Source organism: Shewanella sp. ECSMB14101, assembly GCF_000773485.1.
In the GTDB taxonomy this organism is placed as follows: Bacteria; Pseudomonadota; Gammaproteobacteria; order Enterobacterales; family Shewanellaceae; genus Shewanella; species Shewanella marisflavi.
The window spans coordinates 100865-122893 of record NZ_JSFF01000017.1; the positions used below are offsets into that span (position 1 = coordinate 100865).

General features: G+C 52.6%; 14 protein-coding genes. 6 read left to right on the forward strand and 8 right to left on the reverse strand.

Annotation, left to right across the window (positions count from 1 at the left end; genetic code table 11):
• Window positions 1-633 precede the first annotated feature (633 nt).
• Window positions 634-2811 (reverse strand): OmcA/MtrC family decaheme c-type cytochrome, encoded by a 2178-nt coding sequence (locus NY07_RS13840; RefSeq protein ID WP_033539949.1) that lies wholly within the window; start codon window positions 2809-2811, stop codon window positions 634-636.
• A gap of 509 nt (window positions 2812-3320) precedes the next feature.
• Here NY07_RS13840 and NY07_RS13845 point away from each other — a divergent pair.
• Both NY07_RS13845 and NY07_RS13850 read left to right on the forward strand, forming a co-directional pair.
• Window positions 3321-4298, forward strand: coding sequence for a LysR family transcriptional regulator (locus NY07_RS13845; RefSeq protein ID WP_033539950.1), 978 nt, complete (start codon window positions 3321-3323; stop codon window positions 4296-4298).
• Window positions 4285-5238, forward strand: coding sequence for a LysR family transcriptional regulator (locus NY07_RS13850; protein ID WP_033539951.1), 954 nt, complete (start codon window positions 4285-4287; stop codon window positions 5236-5238). Before NY07_RS13845 ends, NY07_RS13850 begins: the two co-directional genes overlap by 14 nt.
• 41 nt (window positions 5239-5279) lie before the next feature.
• On the opposite strand, the gene NY07_RS13855 is transcribed toward NY07_RS13850, so the two are convergent.
• The 6 genes from NY07_RS13855 to NY07_RS13880 all read right to left on the reverse strand — a co-directional run bounded on the left by NY07_RS13855 (window position 5280) and on the right by NY07_RS13880 (window position 14955).
• Entirely contained in the window at window positions 5280-7496 is a 2217-nt protein-coding gene (locus NY07_RS13855) for a PAS domain-containing protein (RefSeq protein ID WP_052125707.1), read from the reverse strand.
• An 85-nt stretch (window positions 7497-7581) separates the two neighbouring features.
• The gene (locus NY07_RS13860; protein WP_033539952.1) at window positions 7582-8184 is read right to left on the reverse strand and encodes a TatD family nuclease-associated radical SAM protein; all 603 of its coding nucleotides are present in this window, start codon (window positions 8182-8184) and stop codon (window positions 7582-7584) included.
• Between the two features lie 127 nt (window positions 8185-8311).
• Window positions 8312-11473, reverse strand: a complete 3162-nt coding sequence (locus tag NY07_RS13865; protein WP_033539953.1) for an efflux RND transporter permease subunit — start codon at window positions 11471-11473, stop codon at window positions 8312-8314.
• Window positions 11473-12687 (reverse strand): efflux RND transporter periplasmic adaptor subunit, encoded by a 1215-nt coding sequence (locus NY07_RS13870; RefSeq protein WP_033539971.1) that lies wholly within the window; start codon window positions 12685-12687, stop codon window positions 11473-11475. The genes NY07_RS13865 and NY07_RS13870 overlap by 1 nt, the downstream gene beginning before the upstream one ends.
• Before the next feature lie 224 nt (window positions 12688-12911).
• Window positions 12912-14138: an ATP-dependent RNA helicase SrmB gene (gene srmB, locus NY07_RS13875; RefSeq protein WP_033539954.1), complete on the reverse strand. Its 1227-nt coding sequence runs from the start codon at window positions 14136-14138 to the stop codon at window positions 12912-12914.
• A gap of 88 nt (window positions 14139-14226) precedes the next feature.
• Entirely contained in the window at window positions 14227-14955 is a 729-nt protein-coding gene (locus tag NY07_RS13880; protein WP_033539972.1) for a tRNA1(Val) (adenine(37)-N6)-methyltransferase, read from the reverse strand.
• 477 nt (window positions 14956-15432) lie between these two features.
• Here NY07_RS13880 and brnQ point away from each other — a divergent pair, with 477 nt between their 5' ends.
• The 4 genes from brnQ to recJ all read left to right on the forward strand — a co-directional run bounded on the left by brnQ (window position 15433) and on the right by recJ (window position 20521).
• The gene (gene brnQ, locus NY07_RS13885) at window positions 15433-16743 is read left to right on the forward strand and encodes a branched-chain amino acid transport system II carrier protein (RefSeq protein WP_052125716.1); all 1311 of its coding nucleotides are present in this window, start codon (window positions 15433-15435) and stop codon (window positions 16741-16743) included.
• Between the two features lie 84 nt (window positions 16744-16827).
• Window positions 16828-17733 carry a site-specific tyrosine recombinase XerD gene (gene xerD, locus NY07_RS13890; RefSeq protein ID WP_161783164.1) on the forward strand — a complete coding sequence of 302 codons (906 nt, stop codon included), beginning with the start codon at window positions 16828-16830 and terminating at the stop codon, window positions 17731-17733.
• Between the two features lie 218 nt (window positions 17734-17951).
• A complete protein-coding gene (dsbC, locus tag NY07_RS13895; RefSeq protein ID WP_033539956.1) occupies window positions 17952-18677 on the forward strand; it encodes a bifunctional protein-disulfide isomerase/oxidoreductase DsbC in 726 nt (241 codons plus the stop codon).
• A gap of 119 nt (window positions 18678-18796) precedes the next feature.
• A complete protein-coding gene (gene recJ, locus NY07_RS13900; RefSeq protein ID WP_033539957.1) occupies window positions 18797-20521 on the forward strand; it encodes a single-stranded-DNA-specific exonuclease RecJ in 1725 nt (574 codons plus the stop codon).
• Between the two features lie 404 nt (window positions 20522-20925).
• On the opposite strand, the gene NY07_RS13905 is transcribed toward recJ, so the two are convergent.
• Window positions 20926-21810 carry a DMT family transporter gene (locus NY07_RS13905; protein WP_033539958.1) on the reverse strand — a complete coding sequence of 295 codons (885 nt, stop codon included), beginning with the start codon at window positions 21808-21810 and terminating at the stop codon, window positions 20926-20928.
• Window positions 21811-22029: the final 219 nt, after the last annotated feature.

The window sequence follows — 22029 nt, forward strand, 5'->3', positions numbered from 1 at the left end:
ATGGCTGACCACCAACTCACTTCGGGGCAAAAATAACCCAGCCTTTAGATTCGCTACTCGTGCCAAATACCGTTAAATCGAAGAGACGTTGGATACCCAGTGCAAACACGATTTTGGCCCTCGGCGGCAGGGAAGCCGCCGTGGAGCTTATAGGGATATATTCACAGCGAGCCAAAATAGTGTTTGCACGATCCCCGCCGGACAGGCGTTAGATTGCCATGAAGGTACGACCTTCAACTCGCGTCCCAGCAACACACACGATAGACGCTACAACAGCGAAATTTGCACATCCCCCGCCGGACAGGCGTTAGGTTGCCATGAAGGTACGACTTCAACTTACGTCCCAATATCCATCACGGCAGAGGCCACTGCTGCGAAATATGAACAAACGCTCCCCGCCGGACAGGCGTTAGATTGCCACGAAGGTGCGACCTTCAATTCGCATCCCAACAACAACCCCGGTAGACGCTACAACACAGAAAACCCGCTTGAGGAAAGGCATTAACTCGCCATGCCGGGCGCTCCCCCCTATCCGCTAAACCAAAAGTTTAGCGACAAAAAAAGGCACCGGAGGGTGCCTTTGACATTGCAGGGTGGAACTCGGTGCTCGGTGAGGGCGAGCACCTTTGGGTTTTACAGTTGATGACCGTGAGCGTGCATCAGCTTCTCAGGAGTATGACAAGTGGCGCAGGCTTCACGAGCGGCCTTGGCGTTGGCCTTGTCAGCACCAATATAGGCGCCGTTGTTAAGCATGTGAGCGACTGCGGCATCAGAGAGATACTTCTGATGACAACTCATACAGGCCGCCGCATCAGGAGAGGCATACCAGGTCTCTACCGGATTAACGGCTGGGTCGTTGCTCTTACCAGGGATAAAGCTAGGCACAGTGTGAGCTTGTCCCGCGTTACGGCCTAGCTCGAAGCCGTAGGAGAGACCGCCCCAGCCAGCTTCGGCCGAGTGACAAGTCATACAGTCAGTCTTGAGCAAGGTACCGCTGCCGCCATGGCCGTTGTCATGTCCTTTCGCCTTGTGGGCTTTGTACATGAAGCTGGTAGACTTCTTCTCGCCCCAGGCAACCGCATCGCCGTTGGCATCTTCAACTGAACCGAGCTTCTTATCATTGGTGTGGCAGGCGATACAGTTAACGCCGTTAGAGTCATGATAGAACTCATAGCTGTGACAGCCGTAACAGCTTTGGCTGTCGATGATGGCGCGGCGATCGGCAACAACGGCTTCGCTGTCATTAAGCACGGTGCGATAGGCGTCGGTTTGCACATAGGCTGGGTAAGCATTGTCCGCATCACAGCTGACGCGGTTGCTGCTGCCTTCGGCAAAGCAAACTTTTAGCACTGGCAAGACTTCTAACGAGCGTGAGGCGATGTCGGCAGGGAAGTTCATCGCCACCTTGACGCTGACGCTGTTGTCGGCATTCCAGGTAGCCTTGTTGGGATCTTTGATGTCGATACGACGCTGGCTGTAGGGCGCCTGTTCAAAGTCGGGATAATCCTTTTCGACGTCCCAGCTCACCACCATGTAGGGCTTGCTATAGCCCAGCTTATACACCTCTTCCTGGCTGACCAGGTTGCCAGCAGGGTCGGTTATCGCAATATCGAAGCTGATCTCGTTTGCCGCTGAGATGGCGACCTTGCTGACGGTGACATCATAGTCTTTCGCTGCCTGGTAAGGCTTGGCGTGATCACCATGCACGGCGGCGCTATGACAATCGGTGCAGCTCAGCGCCGGGTTCTTGTCTGAATTATGCTGGGCAGGTGAGTCGGTGTGACAGCCAGTACAGGCATTGGCGTTAGCGTTGGCTAGCCAGAGATCTTTGTCTGCCAGATTTTCATCTTCGACGTGGCAGGCCGCACAGTCCATGAAGGGCTTTGTCGGGAAGGCGGGGTAGTCGAAGGCATGGTCGCCACCGTAACCTGCGATGGTGTAAGGCATAGGCACGACATTGCCGTCAGCGTCTTTACCCTCACGGTGCGGCCCCATATGAATAGCGTGTACCATATGGCCAAACTCGACCGAGATGGCATTAGGGTCTGTGACGATACCGTTATGACAGGCCTGGCAGTTTTCCATGTCTAAGCGACGGCCACCGTGTGCCTCGAGGCTATCGACCTGGTGACAGGTGTAGCAGGTTTGCATGGTCACTAACTCACGGGTGTCGATCCCTTCGGTGCCATTGGTTGACGGTATCCAGTCGAAGTGAGCATTCTCAGCCAGCTCATGGCCTGAGTCATATTCGAACTGCATTTCGATGGCAATGCGTTGAGTCAGGTCGGGATTAAACTCAATGCCTGCGGCATCTTCGGCAGTGGTGAGGTTAGTGTTAAAGGTGTAGGTGTAGCTACCATCATTATGATCGACCAGGCACTCGATGCAGTCTTTAATTTTCTCGAAGCCTTGCTCAAAGGTGGTGCCGTCATCGTTGGTGGTGTCGTTGAGTAGCGATATCCACTGTTTCAGCTCGCTGCCTTCATGTGTCTGCAGCTGCGCCAGTGAAAAGCGGAAATCGTGAAACGGATTTTCGCCACTTAACCCAAACAGACCGACGCCCTGACGGTTTTCCAGTTCAAAATCGACGCTAATGATACCGTCGGCGTAACTGGCATTGGTGATATTGGCGATAGTGTCTTCAGCCATATCAATATGTAAGCCGACGGCGCCAGGTGCGCCAGGATTGCCCGGCTGACCATTTTCACCATCGATACCATCTTTTCCATCATTCCCATCTCCACAAGCAGACAGCATCATTGCCGAAGCGATAAGTGCCGCCAGTGTGGTTGTTTTTGTTGTTATCATCATTTCTTCTCCAAGATAAACCACTGGGGTATAGCCAGGAGAAATGTTAAAGAAGTGGGCTTTTTTCAGATATGAAGCACATCACTTTAACAATAATGATTTGGGTGCGTTATATTCTGCTTGCGAGCGTTGCTGGTGGTGGTTTGTTGTTGCGCCGACGCTTTGGTTTGGCGAGTTATCTTGTTTTGACCTGTTTTGCTAGTGAGGTGTCTCGCTTTTTAGAAAGTGGAACTCTCATATTCATATTATGCAAATGGTAAAAGTGAATTTTGCCAGGCAAGATGATTGTTTCGCTATCCTTATGTTTCTTTTTGGGTATTTTGTTTGCCGCCCTTCTGGTTAGCCGCTGATTCTGGTTATCTACACTCTGGTGTGAATGGCATTTTTCGATGTCACATATTTAACAAATATCTTTATTTGGGGATAAAAGTTTGCACTGGATAAACGTAATGGCAGATGACATAGCGTAAATTAGCGTGTGTGCACTTAAGCGTGATTTCCCAAGGAGAGGCATGAGCAAGATCAATGCTAATACACTATTTAATATTAAAGTTTTTGTCTTACTGTTTGATACCTTAAGCGCCACCGAGGTGGCTCAGCAGCTGGGGGTGGCATCTTCTAAAGTTAGTCGCAGCCTCAAGGCGTTACGGCATGCCTTCGATGAACCCTTGTTTGTTCGCAGGCAACATGGCTTTGAGCATACTCCCTTTGCCCAGCGCATCTATCCCCATTTGAAGCGGATGTTAGCCCTCTCTGAAGCGAGCCTTACCTGTTCCGATAAGGACACAGAGCTGGCGCATACCGAGCTGACGATTGCCTGCCCACCGCCCATCTCGCTCAATCTCTTGAGCTACCTGCAGGACAAAGCTTCTCAGCTTAAGCAGCGTTATACCTTCAACATCAAGCCTTGTAGTAATGATATCGATAAGTTGCTTATTCGACAGGATGTGGACTTGGCCATCACCTTGCGGGCATTTAACTCCGAGCGTCTGGCGTCAGATTTTGTCGCTCGGGCAAATGCCTATGTGCTGGTGGGTAACCAGCAGCATCCAATCTTTCATGGTGACGCCAGAGCCGATGTCGAGGCGATTTTGCAATACCCCTATATCAGCTTTAATGGCCACGAATTCGAGCTGGAACATGACCCGCTAGCCTTGTATGCATTAGATCACGGACTGACGATTAACCTGGTTGCTAAGGTCTGTCTGCTGTCGGATCTGATGATCCAGCTGGAGCGTAGCGATGCGCTCACTCTTATCTGTTATCGCGATGCCGTGGCATTCCTCTGTGCTAAGGCTAACCTGTCGGCCATGGCGCTGCCCGAAGATCAGAACCGATTACTTAACCGACGCGCCGATGGTCATAGCCATTACCTAACTAAGCTAAGAGACGCGGGCAACCGGCCACCATGGTTGGAGCAGGAGATCACCTCTTATATTCAGGGGAATGTTATTTTAAATTGTGAGGGAGCCAGCCATGCCAAAGGATAAGCTGCTGGACATTTCGCTGGCGACCATAGAGATATTTTGTCAGGTCTATGTGAAGAAAAATGCCATCGAAGTGGCGAATCATCTGGATCTGTCACAGCCCAAGGTGAGCCGCGCCTTGGCGGCACTGCGCGCCGTATTTGATGACCCCTTATTTATTCGCCGCGAGAGTCAGTTTCAGGCTACCGATAGGGCCCATGATCTTTATCCCCTCTTTAGTGAGATGTTGCAGTGCCGTCAGCAGGTCGAGCTCTTGATGCGCGGCGTCGCGGGTGAGGGGCGCGAACATGTTGAAATAGCAACGGTACCGCAGCTGGAGGTCAACCTGACCCAAAGCGTTAAACAGGCAGCGCTTAGCGTCATGAATGATGAGTTGATGGTGGGCACCTCCCCCTGGGGAGAATCGACTCAGCAGCAACTGCTTAATGATGAGGTGGCTGCTGCCATTTGTTTCGAGCGGGCCAGTGATCGTGCCATCTTGTCTAAATCTGTCATTCAACATCGTGGTGGCTATCTTGTCGCCCGTGAAGATCATCCTATCTGGCAGGCCCCCAATGTGGATAACATGATTCATTATCCTCTGGTTAAGCTCAGAACCATGCCATTTCCCGCCAACAGATCGCCACTGGGCAATTATGCCAAACGGCAGGGCAAGCAGTTACAGATCTACGCGACGGCGCCGGATCTCGGTAGTGCGGCCAATAGCCTGCTAAATTCAGATGCGATTATCATCATAGGGGTGAAGGGAGCGGTAAACTTCTTCAGAAATATTAAGGGGCTGCGAGCGCAGAAGATAGATGCGGAGCAGGACCACATCATCTTAGAAAACTTCAGTCACCCTACGGTTTACCTATGGCTAAAGCTTGATAGCAGCGGCAAGGTCACCACGCCTTTCTGGCTGCAGCGTTGCCTGGAAGACTACATTATTACCGCGCATCAGTAGTGAGCCTGTCTCCCCGCAGGGAGTGACCTGCGGGAGGGACCCTAATTTTGCCTCGTAAACGCCTGGCAGATATTCTGCTCACCGATCTGCTTGGCACGCTTAAGCGCTACTTCGGCGTTACTCAGGTATTGCTCCAGATTCTGTCCGGTTTGATAGCTGGCGATCCCCATGCAGATACCCGTACCCAGGCCGATTTCGTTGAGGCTGCTTAGGGTTTTCACCGCAAAATGATGCGCATCGTCTGAGCTGGTGTCGGGCAGGATGACGATGAGTTTGCCTAGCTGCCAGTGGGACATCTGATAGTTGACCGGCAGCGACTTGAGGATATGGATCTCCACTTCACGCTGACGGCTTTCCAATTGGCCGATGTCACTCATGTGGCTCAGCATGCTCTCGGCGGTGATATCCAGTAGCAGCAAACTGGATTGTTCGCGGCTACTTTCGCTAAGTGATTTAAAGTAATCATCGAGATCCCTGAGGTTGACCAAGATGGTGCTGCGATGGGGAATAAAGTCGCCCCTGTCTTGCAGCAGGGCGCGTTTTTGCGCTTGCTCCAGGGTGCAGACGATATGTTCTATCTCTCCGGCGGCGTCAAGGTGTCCCTTGAGCGTTGCCTGTAGGCAGGTATTTTCAGTGTTGTTAGGGTCACACAAAATCTGCCCCTTCCAGCTACCTTGCAGGGAGATCTGCTGGGTGATTCTAGGCCATTGTGAGCAGAGATCGTTATTGAGCAGCTCGGTCAGATTCTTGTTATGGATATCATGGATAGAGACCAGTTCCATAAAGGCCTGGTTGGCCAGCTCAAGCATGCCGTTGGCCTGCACTAAGGCACAGGGGATGGCGTTGTCGTTTAACAGCTCGTTAAGCTTGGCCTGATGCTGGGCCTCTCTCAGCTGAGACACATCCTCGAAGGTGACCAGATAATATTTCTCCTGACGTTTGCGAGGTGGAGAGCTGGTCACTGTGATAGACAGATGGCCGCTAGAGGAGGACTCGACATCGATCACCCCTTGCCATTTTTGATCTTTTTCCAGTGCAGCGGCAATTTCGGCGTACTGCTCGTTTTCAAACTGCAAGATGCGTTGCAAGTTACGATCTGATAGTTCATCCAGCGGCAGGCACAGCAGCTCGGCCGCCTTTTCGTTGGCCGTCATGATGCGACTCTTGTCGTTGATAATCACGCAGCCGATATCTTGATGAAACAGGCGGTTTGCCAGCTCTATACTGAATTCGCGCGAGCGCTGGCCGATACGGTAAAAGTGGCTGAGTAAAATCAGTGCCAGAGCCAGTAGGGTCAATATCACTGCACCGACGATCAATATGTTGCGCCATTCGGAGAACAGGTCGGCGATGTCATCGTTTCGCACATAGGAGACCAAGTAGTATTCCCTGCGGGTCTCATATTGGGTGGTCAGTTCTATCTTAAGGTAGACGAAGGTGGCGTCATCGCCGTGGAACTGGCCAAAGTTGCTCATCGCCATCTTGCGCCATAGGGCCGGATAGGTCTGGCGCAGGCTGCCGCCCATGGTGTCGGGCATACGGTTGATAGTGGGCTTAATTTCGGCACCAGCGTACAACAGCCCCTGGGTGTCGACCATCAAGAGCGGCGACTCGGCACTGGAGTAGGCGGGTTTGATACTCTTTAACATGCGGCTCATTGACTGATACGTCAGCAGGTAGCCTCGAATGCTTTGGTCTGGGTTTTCCAGCCAGGCCAGCTGATAGAAGTAAGGTTCAAGCTTGCCGTTGATGGGGGTAAATTCCAGCGGCGAGGTATAGACCTCGTTGCCCCCCATGCTGCGCGCACCACCCAGTAGTGAAGGGGGGAGGGGGTCGCGGCTAAAGTCGTTGGTGGTGGAGAATTTAAACTTGCCTTGAGGGTCAAACAGGGCGATATCCAGCAGTTCTGGAATATTGCGTATCATCACCTCCCAGCTCTCCTGCAGCTTACGCTGACGTACCTCACTGGGAATCGTCAGATAGCGCTTGAGCAGCTCAGCGTTGGCAAACATCTGGGTACGAAACTGCTGAAAGGAGACCTTGTCGGCGATCAGTGTGCCCACAGATTGCAGCTCGCTATACCTTTGGGTGGCCCAATCTTCCTGCAGGCGGCGCTCGCCCAGGGTGATAATGATGTTCGTGAGTAGCAATACGCTGATCAGCAAAATAATGATCTGTGTGACGACAGAGAAGATGCGTTGTGCAGACCAGTGCAGGCCCTGTCCGGCGATCAGTTGTGGATGTTTTTGCGTCAGCATTGCTCGCGGTGTTTTGTCAGTGATTTTGCGGCTATGTTAGCATGATTTTCGCCGCATAACACAGCCGCTTACATTCCGGTAACGCTTAACCGACTACGCCCAGCTTTCTATGTTTAAACTCTGCCTTGGCCGCCAATACCTGCTCGCGGCAGCGGTCAATATTCACCCCTTCTAATCCCTCGATGGCCGAGACCTGAACCTCGCCAATATACTCAGGTGCCAGACGAATAAAGTCCCATAGGGCTTCATAGGAGCCCTTGAGTTTAGGTCGACAATGAGTGAGATAGTCAGCTTCTGTGTCGGTATTGAGGGAGATAGAGAGGGCGTCAACCACCTCTGCCAGCTCTGGCAGAATATTACGGCGGTGAAATAGATTGCCCAGACCATCAGTGTTCACCCTCACCCTGCCGCCTCGGCGTTTGATCTCGCCTGCCACCTTAAGCAGGGTATTAAGGTTAAGCGTTGGCTCGCCATAGCCACAGAACACATATTCATCGAACTGACTGACATCGCCCAGTAGGGGGATGATCTCTTCACTCTTAGGTTGATGGTCGAGATCCAATTGATACTCGTGCACCTGCTTGCTGCCGTTATGTTTAGGACAGAACTGGCATCTGAGGGTGCAGCGTCCTGTGATGTTCAGGTAGCGGCTGCCGCGTATATCGTAGACTAAGGTAGATTGACTCATGGCGATGTAGGGCTAAATTTTTGGCTTAAAGGCAGGTGAATGGTGATGGCGTGAGTCTAGCGTTTTTTACCGGGGTAAAACCTCTGCTGGATCAAAAAGGGAGGCCAAGCCTCCCTTTTTAAGTTGATTACTCGCCTTGACGCTGGCTTCTTGGCTGCCACCACCAACGGATAAGACGTCCCAGTGCCTGCCAAATGCGTCTCAGCAACTTTCTGATATCATCAAGAATGATGTAGAGCACTGGCACAAGGATCAGGGTCACCAGGGTCGAGAACAAGATACCAAAGGCCAGCGAGGTGGCCATGGGGATCACGATCTGCGCCTGCAGGCTGCGCTCGAGTATGATGGGCACCAGGCCGACGAAGGTGGTCATAGAGGTGAGGATTATCGCGCGAAAACGATAGCAACCTGCGTCTATGGTGGCATCTTTAAGCGGCAAGCCCTGTGTTCGGGCGCGGTTAACAAAGTCCACCAGGATCAGCGAGTCGTTCACCACTACCCCAGCCAGCGCCACGATACCACACAGACTCAAGACGCTCATGGAGAGCCCCAAGATAAAGTGGCCAAATAGGGCGCCGATGATGCCAAAGGGGATCACCGACATGATGATCAACGGCTGGCTGTATGACTTGAGCGGGATCGCCATCAAAGCGTAGATGGTGAACATGGCAAAGAAGAAGCCTTGGATTAGGCCTAACATGGCGCTCTGCTCGTCGGCGCTACCACCATCTAAAGTGGTGGAGATGTGGCGATACTTGCTCTCTAAGTAGGGCAGGAAATCCTTTTGGATCTCGCCGACCACCTTAGAGGGCTCGACCTGATTTTTGTTGGCGTTAGCGATCACCGTAATAGCGCGGCGTCCGTCTACGCGAGTGATAGAGGAGTAGGAATCACCCAGCTCGATATCCGCGACGCTCGAGAAGGGAACCGAGGTGCCTTGGGGCGTGCGGATCATCATGTTTTCCAGATGTCCCAGGGTGCGACGCTGCTCGAGTGGGTAACGCACCATCACTTTCACTTCTTCCTTGTTACGCAAAATGCGCTGGGCCTCAAAGCCGTAGAAGCCATAACGCACCTGACTGGCCAGATCCGACAGAGTCAGTCCCAGGGCTTCAGCTTCGGGTTTGATGGCCAGGCGGATTTCGTGGCTACCGGACGAGTAGTTGTCTGAGATATCGTACACGCCCTCATAGGTGCGCAGCTTCTGCTTTAGCTCGTCGGCCGCTTGGGAGAGCTGCTCAAGATCGCTTGAGGTAAGCCTGAAGGAGATATCGCCGCCGGCATCATTGGTGCTGGCGTTGATATTGAGTTTCTTCACCGAGATCAGCTCTGGTAGCGCCTTGCGCCAGGCATCGGCGATGGTGACGCCGTCTACCTCTCTGTCTTCCCCTTTGGTGAGCTCGGCAAAGATAAAGGCTGATGTACGTGAACCCATATTGATAAAGCTGTGCTGTACTACAGGCTTGCCGTACTCCTCTTCCATCTGATCGTTCATCACATAGAGGGCGTTTTCGATCTCCTTGACCACCTTGAGGGTATTGGCCTCAGAGCTGCCCACATCCATCTCTAGGCGCACTTGGATAAAGTCGGAAGGAATATCGGGGAAGAACACCCAACGTACCTTGCCACTGGTGACCAGCGCAATTGAGAGGATAAGCACACCGATAAAGGTGGCAACCACATTGTATCTATGTTCAATACAGTGCCCGATAAATACCCGGTACTTATGGTGGATAAAGTGTTGCACCTTGTTGTTGAGCGCCATCTTGAAGCGCACAAACGCATTGGGGTTGTCATTGGGGCGGCGCGGTTTTAGGTGTGCCAAGTGAGCCGGTAAAATTAACTTGGACTCGACCAGCGAGAACGCCAGACAGAGGATCACCACCATACCGATAGATTTCCAGATGATGGCCATCGGACCGGACACCATCAGCATGGGGATGAAGGCGGCAATAGTGGTTAATACCCCGAAGGTCGCGGGCATGGCGACGCGCTGCGCCCCTTTGACCACATTGTCTAATGAGTGCCCATGCCGTTCTATCTCGGTATAGGCGCTTTCACCGATAACGATGGCATCATCCACCACTATCCCCAGCACCAGAATAAAGGCAAACAGGGTAAGCATGTTTATCGATAGCGAGAAGGGCTCTAGCGGCATGAGTAACATGGCGCCGAGGAAACAGACGGGTAGGCCCATCATGACCCAGAACGCGAGACGCAGGTCCAGGAAAAGCGCCAGAATGATAAACACCAGTAGGGCACCGTAGAACATGTTCGACAGCATCATGTTCAGACGTCCCTTGAGGTAGTGGGTGAGATCCCCCCAAGTATCTAGCTTGGCATATTCAGGCAGTGTGCCGCGGCGCTCCTCGACAAAGTCTTTGACTTGAGAGGAGATATCCAGTGCGTTTTGGTCGTCGACGCTCAGCACCTCGATAATGGCGGCAGGCTTGCCGTTAAAGCGGGTGTATTCCAGGCGTTCCTCGAAGTCATCGCGTATATTGGCCACCTCGGGCAACATGATACGGCTGCCGTCCTGGCGGGTCTTAACCACAATTTTGGCAAAGTCCTCGCCTGTGTAGGCCTGGCCTTTGGTACGCAGCAGAATGTCGCCATCTTCGGCGCGAATCGAGCCGCCGGGCAGATCGATGGAGGAGTTACGTACCGCTATCGCCACATCGGCGAAGCTCAGGCCATACTCTCGCAGCTTGTCTTCAGAGACCTCTATGCCTATCTCATAGTCTCGCACGCCAGTGACCTGAGCGCGGGTTACGGCCGGCAGGGCGGTGATCTCCTCGCGAATGCTTTTGGCCAGCTCCTTCATCTCATGCAGACTCATGTCGCCATAGACAGAGACCCAGATGACATTGTTTTCTGGCTTGATGCGGAAGATATTGGGCTTCTCGATATTGTCGGGGAAGGTGGCAATGGCGTCGATTCTCAGCTTGGCTTCATCGAGAATATCCTGGGGATCGAAACCATCTTCAACCTCAATGGTGACATTGCCTGAGCCTTCACTGGCCACTGAGGTCACCTTTTTGATGCCGCTAATATCCTGGATCGCCTCTTCGATCTTGATGTTGATCCCCTCTTCGATCTCTTGCGGGGCTGCGCCTGGATAGGCCACGGAAATTTGCAGATAGTTCAGCTCAAAGGAGGGGAAAACCTCCTTGTTAATCAACACTGTGCTAAATAGACCACCGATTAGCAGCACCACCATCAAGAGGTTCGCCGCCACGCTATTGCGGGCAAACCAGGCAATAATGCCTTTGTTTGTATTGCTCTCCATTACTGCTCCCCTGCTGCCACTAAGGTTTGCTGGGACTCTTCATCTTGATCTAGGCTTTGTGGTTTTTCTTCTTCGCCAATCACCTTGACCACTTGGCCTGTAGACATGTTGTTGATGGTGGTGAGCGAGATGCGTTCGCCGTCTTTGAGGCTGTCTTTGATATAGACGTTTTCGATATCGCTGCGTACGACGTTAACCTCACGCATCTCTAGCGTGTTGTCGTCGCGCACCACGGCAACATGATGCTCTCTGACGATGTAGCGTGGTAATTTGACTATGCCTTCGACGGTGCGCCCCTTGATGATAGCGTTAACGAAGGTGCCATACTTGAGCGGCAGTTGGCCTTCAACGGTATGCTCTCTCAGGTAGGGATCTTTCACCTCAGCCACCAGATAGACCATGCGGTTGTCAGCGTCGATCACCCCTTCACTGCGTACAACCTTACCTGTCCAGCTCACAGTGCGTCCGGCAAGCTCGGCGCTCAGGGTGACTTGGGTGTCGGGATTGTCTATCGACTCCAGATAGGCCAGTTCTTGGTTGGCCAGTGGCAGGCGGATCTCGGCAACGCGGGTGTCATACAGCTCGCCCAGGTTAGTTCCCAAGGTCACATATTGACCCAGATCCACGTTGCGAGCCTTGATGATGCCGTCGAACGGCGCGCGAATCGTCGTGCGCTCCAGGTTACGCTGGGCACGCGCCAGCGCGGCCTCAGCAAATTTTACATTGGCTTGCTCTTTCTTGAGTTGAGGTAGACGCAGACCCAGCTCAGGGGGGACACCGCCGTCATAACCTTTCCAGTCGTTCTTAGCGACTTCACCACGGGCGATCTCTTCATCCAGGGCCGCCTTAGCTTGAGCCAGGGTAGCCTGAGCTTGCATCAGATCGGCTTCATAATCAGAAGGTTCTATCTGCGCCAACATGTCGCCGCGTTTGACTATGCCCCCAGCAACAAATTTGTCAGAGATGGTCAGCATACGCCCCTGTACCTCTGTGACTAATTGCGTTTTGTTTTTAGGCTGTACCACACCGTAGGAGGGGAGATTCAGTGAAACGGTTTCACTCTTAACGGGCATCACATCGACAATAGGTACTGGTACCTCTTCCTCTTTCTGCTCAGGCGTTTTTTGTGTGCTCATCATAAGCTGGGCCAGTAGGCCGAAAACGACCAGAATAAAGAGGGGGGGAAGGACTCTTCGTAAGATAATTTTTATCATTGACTTCATGCTATTCCATGCTGAGCGTAATGCCTTATAAATTACCAGAGTCTGCTACGGTGACAAAAGTCTTTTTGTAAATAAATTGTGTCAAATTTGACGAAAAGTATGAATTTAACATATTGATAATCCAGTGAAGAGCGGTTAATTGATATCAGTTTGTTAAATTGGCATAAAAAAAGCGCCCCTTGGGGACGCTTTTTTATACGCAGTTTGTTTATGCCTTAGCCCTTTTTCTTGGCCTTTCCTTTCTTGGCGGTTTTCTTATCCGCGCTCTTGGCCTTTTTCTTGGTGGGGATCTTGGCTTCTTTGTGTTTAGGCCGCAGTGAGTCGATGACTCGACGTTTCAGTGGCTGCTCAATATAGCGTTCAATTTTAGCCACTACACGCATGTCATGGGCTTCAGCCAGAGAGATCGCCGTGCCTTTGTTGCCGGCGCGACCGGTACGGCCGATGCGGTGTACATAGGTGTCGGCCGAGCGTGGCATGTCGAAGTTGATCACATGGGTGATGCCGTCGATATCGATACCGCGGGCCGCTACGTCAGTGGCCAGCAGCACATTGACTTCCCCTTTGGTGAATCGGCCCAGAGCCTGAAAACGTGCCTTCTGTTCCATGTCGCCGCGCATAAAGGCGCAGGTGATCCCTGCCTGTTGCAGCTGGCCTTCGAGGCTGGCGACAACGTCACGGGTCTTGACGAAAACGATGGCACGACTCACCTCTTCACGCTTGAGGATATCGCACAGCAGGGCGAACTTATGATCCTTGTCATCGGCAAGGTGCAACCATTGATGGATCTTGGCCTTTTCGCTGCGCGGAGGCTTGGTTTCTATGGTGATGGGATTCGACAGCAGCATCTCGGCAAAGCGACTGACGCCGCCGCCTTCGAGGGTCGCAGAAAACAACATATTGTGTTTACGCCCTTGAGCCTGGATGGCGATCGCCTGCACCACAGAGGAGAAGCCCATATCCAACATGCGGTCGGCTTCGTCGATCACTAAGATCTCAACCGATTGCGCATCGAAAAGGTCTTTATCCAGGTATTCCATCAAACGGCCCGGTGTAGCCACCAGAATGTCGATATTGTCCTTGAGCGCCTTCTCTTGAGGGGCATAAGGCACGCCGCCGGTGATGATGGCGATATCCAGATCCAGTCCTGTTGCCAGGTGAGAGGCGTATCTGTGTACCTGGCTGGCAAGCTCACGGGTAGGAGTGAGGATCAACACGCGCGCATGCCCAGAGAATCGACGTGGGAAGTCCAGCAGATGTTGCAACGCTGGCAGCAGGAAGCTGGCAGTTTTACCGGTTCCGGTTGGTGCCCTGGCCATAATATCTTTATGTTCCAGAGCTAACGGAATCGTCTGTTGCTGGATGGTCGTGGGGGTAAGATGCCCCATCGCCTTGAGCGACTCAAGCAGGGTGTCGTCAAGGTGGAAATCTTCAAATTGCATGCGCTGCGTCTCTCAAAATAATAGCGCGGCATTATACACCCAAAGCTGGCTAAAGTGCGAGGCCGCCAGCAAGGGCAGAAGCGGAAAGTTAAAGTTTCAGGTAGAAGGCTCGCGTGAGGGCGATCATCGCCTCGCTATAGTGGCCTGTCGCGTCTCTGACACAAAGGGTTTGGGTTGCGATTGGGTGGTGGCAATCCTGGTCCTGGTTTTTGTCTCGCTGATGACCAAGGGTCAGCAGGTGTCTGTGGGCTGTTTTGCCGCTGACGCTGGCGACATCGAGTCTGACCTGCAGGCTTAATTCATGGCTGGGGAGCAAGCCAAGGAAACGTTCGACGCTGGCGCTTGGCAAGATGAGGCTCGCTTGGCCTGTTGGGCTCAATAGCTGCTTAATCGCCTTAAGGAGAGCATCAAAGCTCAGGCTGTCTGTGTGTCTGGCCTGGGCGCGCTTGTCACACTGCGACTGAGGACCGTTTTCGAAGTAGGGCGGGTTGCAGAGGATATGGTCAAAATGTATGTGGGCTTGAACATACCAATCGAGCAGGTCCGCCTGGATCAATCTGATGCGATCAGTCCAAGGGCTCTGGTCGATATTGTGCTGGCAATCTTGCGCCGCTAAGGGCTCTATCTCTAAGGCGGTGATATCTGCATGACTGCGCTGAGCCGCCATCAGGCTCAGTAGGCCGCTACCGGCGCCGATATCCAGAATGTTTTGCGCCTGAGTGAGCGGCGCCCAAGCGCCAAGCAATACGCCATCTGTACTGACGGGCATGCCGCAGCGGCTGTCATCGATATGAAATTGTTTGAAGGAAAAGGGCATTAACCTGTTGCCGTGTTCATTACGCTGGGGCGCCATTGTACGTTATCGCGCCAAAGGCAGAAAGCTTGCTGTTACGAGGGCGTAAAACAGTGAATTTCGCTAGGAGTAAATGTTGTTTCTTGTGAAGGGTGAAATCAGTTTGTGGGTTAATTGTTAAAGTTTGGCTCTTATTTGCGCCCTTGTTAGGCGGGATTCTTGTGTCTTAATTAGCTTTTTGCTAATAGTAGGTGCTCTTGTTGGGGCTGAAAGCCTTGATTTGAGCCAGGTAAGCCAGTTTGAATGCATTTTTAGCGTTAGTTAATCCTGCTGTCGTTCAAGAAGTAGCCAAGAATGGGCTAGATTTACCACGGAGACGTGTAATCTTAAGTTTACACGCAATGAAGGTCGCGGTCATTGGTTAATTATTTCCACTAAGCGATTAAGATCATTACATAAAGCAGATTAACGGGGCGTTGTGTGCAAAACAATAAATTAAGTATGACAGATACATTAGGCTTAGGTTTTATGACCTTTGCCTTCTTCCTAGGGGCGGGTAACCTTATCTTCCCGCCTTTGGCCGGATTTCTTGCCGGTGAGAATATGTCTTGGGCCATGTTGGGCTTCTTGCTGACGGCCGTGACCCTACCACTGATCACTCTGATTGCCGTGGCTAAGGCCAATGGTAAGGTGATGGGCTTGCTACCGCCTCTTGCCGCGACCCTACTGGCGATTGCTATCTATATCATCATTGGCCCAGCCTTTGCGGCGCCCCGTGCTGGCTTGGTTGCCTATGAGATGGGCTATAAGCCTTTTATTGAAAATGCCGAGGCGAGTTTCGAACTGGCTGGTGTGGTATTTACCAGTTCACAACTGCTCTATACCATCATCTTTTTCGGCCTTGCCATGTTGCTGTCACTCTTTCCGGGCAAATTGCTCGATAGCGTAGGCAAGGTACTGACTCCTATCATGATCGTTTTGCTGGTCGGGCTGGCGTTGTCTGTGGTTATCCTGCCTGGTTCTGAAGTAGGACAAGCGGTGGGTGACTATCAAGCAAATCCGCTGACTAAGGGCATCATCGAAGGTTATAACACCATGGATACCTTGGCCTCGCTGATCTTCGGTATGTTGATTATCGATCTGCTGCGTAAGAAGGGCATTAATGCTCCAAAGGAGCAGACTAAATATCTGGTACGCGCAGCCTTTATCGCGGCTGGTGGATTGGCATTTGTGTATGTTTCGCTTTTCTACCTGGGCGCTAGCGCTGGCGATCTAGCGGCGGGTGCGGACAACGGCGGGGTGATCCTGACTAACTATGTGAACCATCAGTTTGGTGCTACTGGGCAGGTGCTACTTGCCGCCGTGGTCACCCTGGCCTGTTTGACCACAGTGGTAGGTCTGGTCTCTGCCTGCGCCGAGTACTTCAACGAATTGATGCCTAAACTGTCTTATAAGTTACTGGTGGTTGTGATTAGTGTTATCACCGCCGTTGTGGCTAACGTCGGCCTTGCACAGCTGATTAGCATTAGCATCCCTGTACTGGTGACTATCTACCCGGTTGCCATTGCGCTGGTAGCTGTGACTTACCTGACAGAACGCTTTGCCCAGCCGGCTTTTGCCCATCGTATGGTGCTGAGTGTGGCCTTGGTGTTTGGTATCATTGATGGCCTTAAGGCGGCAGGTGCCGACATGAGCATGTTCGATGCTATGCCCCTAAGCGGTCAGGGAATGGCATGGCTCATTCCGACAGCCATTACCATCTTCGCCTGTTTAGTGGTCAAACGCCCACGCAATGAGACAGTGCTGAATTGATGTCGTTTACGCCAATAGCGTAAGATAACGGTGTTAGCTCTAAGAGTTAGCACCGTTTTTTTTATCTGATAAGGGAGTTTATATATGTCCGACCCAGTTCATCATATGGACCCGCTTATCGAGCCCTTTCTGGATGATCTCTGGGCCGCCAAGGGGCTAAGCGATCATACCCTTCAAGCCTATCGTAGTGACCTGTGCCATTTCGATCGTTATCTGCAGAAGCAGCGCCTGACACTCAGCAGCGCCGCTCAGGGTGATGTACGTGCCTATCTGGCCCTGCGAGTCGAGCAAGGCTTTGCTAAGACCAGCAGCGCCAGACTGCTCAGCAGTTTAAGACGTTTCTATAAGTACCTGTTAGCCAAGAAGCTGATTGAGCTCGATCCCATGGCGATGATCAAGCCGCCCAAGTTGGCCAGAAAGCTGCCCGACTCCCTAAGTGAGGCCGATGTGGAGCGGCTACTGGATGAACCCAATATAGAAGATCCCGTCGAGGCCAGGGATCGCGCCATGCTAGAGCTGCTCTATGCCAGTGGGCTGCGGGTGTCTGAGCTGGTGGGGCTGACCTTAGATCAGATGAGCCTCAGGCAAGGCGTGGTGCGCATCGTCGGTAAGGGGGGCAAAGAGCGCCTGGTGCCCTTTGGTGAACAGGCTGTGGCGGAGATCGAAGCCTATCTTAAGTCTGCCAGATTTGAGTTGTTAAAAGGGAAAGCCAGCGATGTGGTGTTTCCCTCAAAACGGGGCAATATGATGACGCGGCAAACCTTCTGGCACAGGATTAAGCTCTATGCTCAGCGCGCCGGTATTGCCGTGCACCTGTCACCCCATACCCTAAGACATGCCTTTGCTACCCATCTGCTCAATCATGGAGCAGACTTGCGCGTGGTGCAGCTATTGCTGGGCCATAGCGATCTCTCAACCACCCAAATTTACACCCATGTGGCTAAAGCCAGGTTGGCGCAGCTGCATCAAGCGCATCACCCAAGAGGCTAGTTGCCAAGCGCATTGGATACCTGTAGGCAGTGACTAATGTGTCACTTTGCCATTATTCGTTTGCTTTCATTGTGATGAGCATGTAACTTTTCAGCCTTTAGGCCGGTCTATAAAAATGACATATTGCTCGTAGCAAGTTTTAGTAACAATTTAGGTTGGAATACCGACAGCCTAATTTGCTTTAATGCTATGAGCCCTAACACCCTATAGGAATTCGAATGAAGTTTACCCGAGCGCTCACCTTAGTTGTTGCCATGGTGGCCACCCCCCTGATGGCGGCATCAAATAACGTGGTCGAAAATGGCGACCAGTTGAAGCAGAAATTGTCAGACACATTAGGTGTTGAGGTGCAAAACCTTAGCCAGTCTCCGATTCCAGGTCTGTATGAGGCGATCACTAACCGTGGCGTCCTCTATATCAGTCAGGATGGCAGTAAGCTGTTCCACGGTAGTTTGTATGATCTCGATAACGGCATGAAAAATCTGACCGAGGCGGCACTGGCTGGCCCACGTAAAGAGGCAATCAAACCGTTTGAGCAAGATATGCTGGTTTATAAGGCCAAAAATGAGAAGCATGTGATCACTGTGTTTACTGACATCACCTGTGGTTATTGTCGTAAGCTACACAATCAGATGGACGAGTATAACAACTTAGGCATTACCGTTCGTTATCTTGCCTTCCCACGTCAGGGCGTGCCGTCTAAAAACGCCGTGGATATGGAGGCCGTATGGTGCTCAGCCGATCCACTCAAGGCTATGACAGATGCCAAGGCGGGCAAGCAGGTTTCCGGTGCTAAGTGTGATGCTAAGATTGCTCAGCAGTATCAGCTTGGTCAGAGTCTTGGGGTAAATGGCACGCCAGCTATCGTGCTGGAAGACGGTACCATGATCCCAGGATATCAGCCGCCTGAGCAGCTTATTCAGGTGCTGGATCGCATCCAATAAGTCGCTAACGCGCGAAACAAGGTGAGCCTGGGCTCACCTTTTTTTTGGCCATCTTTTGCTGTGTGTTCCGAGCTGGCTTTGCTATGCTAGCGGCAAGATTTTTTAAGGTTGTTTAAGTCGTGATCCATAAGATAGTACGCCGCCCTAAGGTAGATGATAGCCATCTGCCGAATCATCTTTCTCCCATCTTAAAGCAAGTCTATGCCAGCCGAGGATGCACCACGAGCGACTGCGAGTTAGCGCTGGCTAACCTACTGCGCCCCGATACGTTAAAGGATGTAGATAGGGCCGCGGCCATTATTGCCGATGCGATGGCCCAGCAGCAATCCATCTTGATCGTGGGCGACTTCGATGCCGACGGTGCCACCTCCACCAGTGTCTGTCTGCTGGCTCTGAGAATGATGGGCGCGACGAATGTGGATTACCTTATCCCTAACCGATTCGATTACGGCTATGGTCTCAGTCCTGAGATAGTGCAGGTGGCCCAGCAAATGGGGGCGCAGCTGCTGATAACCGTTGATAATGGTATCTCCTCCATCGAGGGGGTCGCCGCCGCTAAGGCCTTGGGAATGCAGGTGGTGATCACCGACCATCACCTGCCGGGTCAAGCTGTACCGCAGGCCGATGCGATAGTGAATCCTAACCAGCTGGGTTGTGGCTTTGCCAGTAAGGCGATCGCCGGAGTTGGCGTAGCCTTCTACTTAATGTCAGCCCTGCGCGCTGAGCTGCGCAGTCGTAACTGGTATCAGGCTAAGGGCATTAATGAGCCTAACCTGGCGACCTTGCTGGATATCGTGGCCTTGGGCACAGTGGCGGATGTGGTGTCACTGGATACCAATAACCGCATCTTAGTGGACGCCGGGCTCAAGCGGGTGCGCGCCGGGCGCTGCCGTCCCGGAATTACCGCGCTGTTAGAGGTGGCCAAGCGCAACACCTCGCGCATTGTGGCCTCTGATTTTGGTTTTGCCGTTGGCCCTAGGCTAAACGCCGCCGGCCGTCTCGATGAGATGGCTTTGGGGGTCGAGACCTTGTTGTGTGACGACATGATGCGTGCACGGCGCATGGCGAGCGAGCTGGATGGTCTTAACGCCGAGCGGCGCGAGCTGGAAACCGGCATGCAGCAGGAGGCACTAAAGAGCCTGGAGAGCCTGTCCCTTAATGAGGCTGAGCTACCCTGGGGGATCGCCCTCTACCAGCAAGACTGGCATCAGGGGGTGATAGGTATCTTGGCGTCGCGGATCAAAGACAAATACCACAGGCCAGTGATCGCCTTTGCCGAAGCGGGGGAAGGCGAGATCAAGGGCTCGGCTCGCTCTATTAAAGGCTTGCATATGCGCGACCTGTTAGAGCTGATCAATGCCCGTCATCCTGGAATGATCATCAAGTTCGGCGGCCACGCCATGGCGGCGGGTCTGTCGCTGCGCGCCGGTGAGTTCGAGCGTTTCGCCAAGGCCTATGATGAGGCGGTGCGTGAACTGTTAGCGCCCGAGCAGTTGACTGGCGAGATAGTCAGCGACGGCGAACTAAGCCCTGCTCAGCTCAATATGGCGCTGGCCAGAGAGCTTCGCAGCGCTGGTCCATGGGGGCAAAATTTCCCCGAGCCGATATTTGATGGCGTGTTTCGTATCCTGCAGCAGCGGATTGTGGGTGAGCGTCACCTCAAACTTGTGCTTGAGAGTGAATGCGGCCAGACCATGGTCGATGCCATCGCCTTTAACGTGGATCTCACCACCTGGCCCGATGCTACCATTCAATATGCCGAAGTCGCCTATAAACTGGATATCAATGAGTTTCGTGGTAATGAGAGTCTGCAGCTCATGGTGGAGCAGATCGAGCCTAAGTAGCCTTGTCATTAAGGCTGGTGCTTACTTTGCTGACAGACGGTATTTTTTGAAATAGCATCTGATGGCCTTATTCTTGATACGCTTTTGGCTTTCGGCTACGTCCTGTCGCTGAGAGTCAAAGGCGTAATAATACCCTATCTAGGGCCTGTTGATCTTTAGCGTTCACTTTTGCAGCAGTCTGTATCGCTTTTATACAAGGCTGAGCGATTGTAATGCAGTGCACTGCATCAATGAGCGATAACGCAGTAGAAAAATGATACAGACGCTGCCCGTAGGGTTCGTCTTGAGCACGTTCAACTCTTTGTTACTCGGCTTTTATATAGAATAACTATATCTCAAGCCTCGAGCCGTGATTTGAACGTGCTCAATTAGAACAAAATTTGTTCTCAAAAGGTCATCAGGCCCTAATGTTTCTTCGATTTGACTTCATTGCTGGCTCTATTGCCTTGTTTACTCATGACAAACAGGGTGATGCCGCCGAGTACGGCGATGGAGGCGACGAGGAGTCTCGTGGTCATGGCTTCGCCGAGCCAGATAAAGCCGCCAAAGGCGGCAATGATCGGCACGCTGAGCTGAACCATCGCGGCGGTTACCGAGGTGAGAGAGGGCAGCACTAAGTACCACAGGGCGTAGCCCAGGCCCGAGGCGAGGGCACCAGATGCCACGGCGTAGCCAATCCCTGTGGCGCTGATAGTCTCAGAATGGACGAGCAAGGCAAACGGCACTAAGGCCATGGGCACCGCGCGGATAAAATTGCCCGCCGTGGCCAGGGTTGGTCGATCAGTACTGCGACCGAGTAATGAGTAGATCCCCCAGGAAATTCCCGCGATTATCATCAGCACTGCGCCGACTAGGGATGGCGCGCTCACCCCCGGCAGCACCAGCCAAACCAAACCCGCTCCGGCCAGTAGCGCCCCTATTGTCTGTTTTCGATTTATCCGCTCGCCAGACCACAAACCGTATAGGATCATGGTTATCTGCACCGCACCAAACAGCAATAAGGCACCCGTGCCAGCGCTTAGGCTGTTGTAGGCAAAAGAAAATGCGATCGCATAACCAAATAGCGCCGCTGCCGACAGCCAGTTGCCGCCCAGGCCGCCAGTGCGAATGTGAGGTGAAACCAGTATCCCCAGCATCAGGGCGCCGGAAGCGATACGTATCAGGGTGAAGCTGGCCGCATCGATACTGCCCGATGCCAGGGCCTCCCGACAAAACAGCGAATTGGCCGCGAATGCCAGCATAGTGGCCGAGGTGAGTAACAGCAGGCGTATCCTTGAAAGTTGGGGCATGGTTAACCTTATGCTTGGGGGGCTTAGCGAGTCATATTCGTTATTCATTTCAGTGTATCGTGGGATTGGTTGTTTGCCATGAAGGTACTGTCATCTTCTCATGGAGGAGTCTGTGATTAGTCAATCTGAGTTTATCTGGGGGGAAAGGTCGTACCTTCATTGACGTTAATAGCCTGCGGCTCGCTTTCGTGCAGATACATCTGCTACACGCCGTGAATC

What these genes read in the sequence shown, in the direction of transcription:
- NY07_RS13840 (WP_033539949.1), bottom strand. Translation starts at nt 2,811, where the DNA reads ATGATGATAACAACAAAAACAACCACACTGGCGGCACTTATCGCTTCG.
- NY07_RS13845 (WP_033539950.1), top strand. Translation starts at nt 3,321, where the DNA reads ATGAGCAAGATCAATGCTAATACACTATTTAATATTAAAGTTTTTGTC.
- NY07_RS13850 (WP_033539951.1), top strand. Translation starts at nt 4,285, where the DNA reads ATGCCAAAGGATAAGCTGCTGGACATTTCGCTGGCGACCATAGAGATA.
- NY07_RS13855 (WP_052125707.1), bottom strand. Translation starts at nt 7,496, where the DNA reads ATGCTGACGCAAAAACATCCACAACTGATCGCCGGACAGGGCCTGCAC.
- NY07_RS13860 (WP_033539952.1), bottom strand. Translation starts at nt 8,184, where the DNA reads ATGAGTCAATCTACCTTAGTCTACGATATACGCGGCAGCCGCTACCTG.
- NY07_RS13865 (WP_033539953.1), bottom strand. Translation starts at nt 11,473, where the DNA reads ATGGAGAGCAATACAAACAAAGGCATTATTGCCTGGTTTGCCCGCAAT.
- NY07_RS13870 (WP_033539971.1), bottom strand. Translation starts at nt 12,687, where the DNA reads ATGATAAAAATTATCTTACGAAGAGTCCTTCCCCCCCTCTTTATTCTG.
- srmB (WP_033539954.1), bottom strand. Translation starts at nt 14,138, where the DNA reads ATGCAATTTGAAGATTTCCACCTTGACGACACCCTGCTTGAGTCGCTC.
- NY07_RS13880 (WP_033539972.1), bottom strand. Translation starts at nt 14,955, where the DNA reads ATGCCCTTTTCCTTCAAACAATTTCATATCGATGACAGCCGCTGCGGC.
- brnQ (WP_052125716.1), top strand. Translation starts at nt 15,433, where the DNA reads ATGACAGATACATTAGGCTTAGGTTTTATGACCTTTGCCTTCTTCCTA.
- xerD (WP_161783164.1), top strand. Translation starts at nt 16,828, where the DNA reads ATGTCCGACCCAGTTCATCATATGGACCCGCTTATCGAGCCCTTTCTG.
- dsbC (WP_033539956.1), top strand. Translation starts at nt 17,952, where the DNA reads ATGAAGTTTACCCGAGCGCTCACCTTAGTTGTTGCCATGGTGGCCACC.
- NY07_RS13905 (WP_033539958.1), bottom strand. Translation starts at nt 21,810, where the DNA reads ATGCCCCAACTTTCAAGGATACGCCTGCTGTTACTCACCTCGGCCACT.